General features: G+C 73.9%; 3 protein-coding genes. All 3 read right to left on the bottom strand.

Annotated features, from left to right (window positions below):
* Positions 1–919, bottom strand: a 919-nt coding sequence (locus tag CCR87_RS00510) for an ABC transporter permease family protein (RefSeq protein ID WP_476748494.1), incomplete at its 3' end; no start/stop codon positions are given.
* On the bottom strand, positions 916–2,124 hold the full coding sequence (locus CCR87_RS00505; protein ID WP_201155379.1) for an ABC transporter substrate-binding protein: 1,209 nt from the start codon (positions 2,122–2,124) through the stop codon (positions 916–918). The genes CCR87_RS00510 and CCR87_RS00505, both read right to left, overlap by 4 nt.
* 199 nt (positions 2,125–2,323) lie before the next feature.
* Entirely contained in the window at positions 2,324–3,037 is a 714-nt protein-coding gene (locus CCR87_RS00500; protein WP_201155380.1) for a gamma-glutamyl-gamma-aminobutyrate hydrolase family protein, read from the bottom strand.
* Positions 3,038–3,076: the final 39 nt, after the last annotated feature.

Raw genomic sequence — 3,076 nt, 5'->3', positions numbered from 1 at the left:
CATCGAGGCCGCGCCCGCGCCCGCCGCCCGCCGTCCACGCCCGGCCCAGGCGGGCCAGCCCCCTCTCGGCCAGCCAGAACGCCGCAACCGCGCCCGCCACGAGCGCGCCGAGCAGCACAGCGCCTGCGGCGGCGGCAAAGCGGCGGTCGAGGTCGGGGTGCGTCATCCACGTCAGGATCTGCACCGCCAGCGTCGGCGGGCGCGTCGGCCCCAGGATCAGCGCCATGTCCACGACCGACAACGAATACGCCAGCACCGCAAGCACCGGCAGGCGCAGCTGCGGCCAGACCCGCGGCAGCACCACCTTCAACCACCCCGCCACACGGCCATAGCCCAGCGTCTGCGCCACCCGCGCGCTGCGCAGGCTGTCGGCCTGCCCCAGCGCCGCCAGCGTCATCAGCAGCAGGAACGGCACCTCCTTGACCACCAGCCCCGCGATCAGCGCCAGCCCCCAGGGGTCGTTCACCGTCAGCCAGTCGGGCGGCCGCTCCCACCCCGTCAGGGCGGGTGAGAGCACCCGCGCGATCCACCCCGACGGCGCGATCAGGAACGCAAGCCCGAAGGCCGCCGCCGCATGCGGCACCGACAGCAGCGGCGACAGCAACCGCACCACCGCGGCAAAGCTGCGCGTGCCCTGCCAGCCCGCCACGAACACCACCACCACCCCCAGCGAGATCGCGGTGGAGGCCAGCCCCGTCACCAGCGTTACGCGCACCGACGCCCCCAGCCCCGGCCACGCCGCCAGATCCCGCCAGGGTGCAAGGCTCACCTCCGTTCCGCCCAGCGCCGGCATCCAGCCCAGCGCGGGCGCCAGCACGCCCGCCAGCCCCGCCAGCACCGGCCCGGCCAGCAGCACCAGCGTCAGCGCCGGAAAGACACCGACCGCGCCGGAGCGCGGCCAGCGGCGCGCGGTCCTCACTCGGCCACGCCGAAGCGGGCGACCCAGTCGGCGGCGATGCGGGTCTCCCAGCTCGGATGGGGCTCCAGCTGGGCCTGGCCCATGTCCTCGGGCGCCAGCGTCGCGGGCCCGAGGTCGAGTGCGTCGAACGCCGCGCGCCCTGAGGCGTCGAGCAGGTGCATCCCCAGCACGGTCTGGAACCCCAGCACCTCCGGGTCCTGCGCGCGCGCCTGCACGGCCGGATCCAGGATCAGGTTCGCCAGCACCAGCGCGCCCGCCGCCGACCCCGCGTTGAACGGAATCGCCAGAAAGCTCGCGTTGCCCAGCGTGCCGCCCTCCAGCACGAAGGTGCGCGCGGTGGCGGGCAGCTCGAAGTCCGCGATGGCGGCGGAGACGCGGCCGGGGTTGTAGGAAAACCCGATGTCGATCTCGCCATCGGCCAGCAGCTGCCCCAGCGCGGGTTCGTTGGCCGGATAGGCGCGCCCGGCCCGCCACAGATGCGGGGTGATGCGGTCCAGATACGCCCACAGCGGCGCGGTGACGGCGTCGTAGTCGGCATCCTCCACCGGGCGCTGCAGGACCTCCGGGTCCCCGGTCAGGTCGACCAGCACCTGCTTGAGGAAACTGGTGCCCCGGAAATCGGGCGGCTGGGGATAGGTGAAGCGGCCCGGGTTGGCCTCGATCCAGTCACCCAGGGCCGCGATCGTGCGGGGCGGCTCGGGGACCGCGGCGCTGTCGTATTCGAACACCTTCTGGAACATCGCCCAGGGGGCGCCGAAGCCCTCGACCGGGATGGTGTAATCCACCAGCACCGCCGGGTTGGCGTCGACGTCCACCAGCGGCCAGTTCGGCAGCGCCTCGGCGAAGGGGCCGAACAGGAAGCCGCGCTCCTTGAGGGTCACGAAATTGGCGCCGTTGATCCAGATGGCATCGACGGCGCCGCCTTCGGTCCGGCCCGCCGCCGCCTCGGCGAGGACGCGGCTGACGGCGTCGGCGGTGTCCGACAGCTTCACATGCACGAGGCGCACGCCGTGGCGGGCCTCCAGTTCCCGACCCACCCAGGCGATGAAGTCGTTGATGCGCGGATCACCCGCCCAGGCGTGCCAGTGCACCGTCTGGCCCCGCGCGGCCTCCAGCACGCCGGGCCAGTCGCGCGGATCGGGGTCCGCGGCGGCCGGGGCGGCCAGCGCCAGCATCAGCGAAAGGGCGGCGGGGATGCGGGACATGGCGCGCTCCGGCGTTGATGGACGGGCCTGCGACATAACCCGGGGCGGGGCGGGTGCACCACCCGCCCGTGCGGTGGTCGCGCGCGGTTGTGACTGATGATCGTGACAGGCGGTTGTGACAGGCGGTCGTGCCACGCGGTCGGCGTGCGCGGTCGTGAAACGTGGTCGTGATGCCGCGGCGCGCCCCCGGGGGCAGGCGTCAGGGGGCCGCGCCTTCGCCCAGGCCCGCTTCGGCGGCGCGGACGATCTGCGGGCCGGTACGGCCTGCGCCGGCGGCGGCCACCAGCGCCGCAAACAGCGCCCGCTGGCGCGCGGCATAGAACAGATGCTCGGGGTGCCACTGAACCCCCAGTGCAAAGGGGTTGGCGGTGCGCTCGATGGCCTGGATCATGCCACCTTCGTCGCGTGCGGCGATGCGCAGGCCGGGCGCCAGCCGGTCCACCGCCTGGGTGTGCAGCGCGTTGATGCGCAGCGGCCGGGTGCCTGCCACCTGCGCCAGCAGGGTGCCATCGACCACCCGCACCGTCTTGCGCGGCAGGATGGTGCGAACGAACCGGCTGGCGTGGTGGGTGGCATAGGCGTCCTGGTCCAGCGTCCCTCCGAGGGCGACGTTCAGCATCTGCGCCCCCCGGCAGATCCCCAGAACCGGCTTGCCCGCCGCCAGCGCCGCCAGCACCAGCCGACGTTCCAGTGCGTCGCGGGCCGGGTCCAGCCGGGCCGAGGCCACCAGGCGCCCTTCGTACAGGTCCGGCGAGATGTCATCGCCCCCGCCCACGATCAACCCGTCCACATCGGCGATGTCGGCAGGATGCGCGGTGTCCCAGCGCACGCCGCGCCCGCCCGCCAGCCACAGGTTGAAGGCCACCAGCGGAAAGATCCGCCACCCGGATCGGCGCGACGTCGTCACCCCGATCCGGGGGCGGCGCCGGGGCGATGGCGCGGGGGCTGTGCG

Source organism: Rhodobaculum claviforme (genome assembly GCF_016653255.1).
GTDB classification, from domain to species: Bacteria; Pseudomonadota; Alphaproteobacteria; order Rhodobacterales; family Rhodobacteraceae; genus Rhodobaculum; species Rhodobaculum claviforme.
This window is presented reverse-complemented; position numbering and strand designations above follow the sequence as displayed.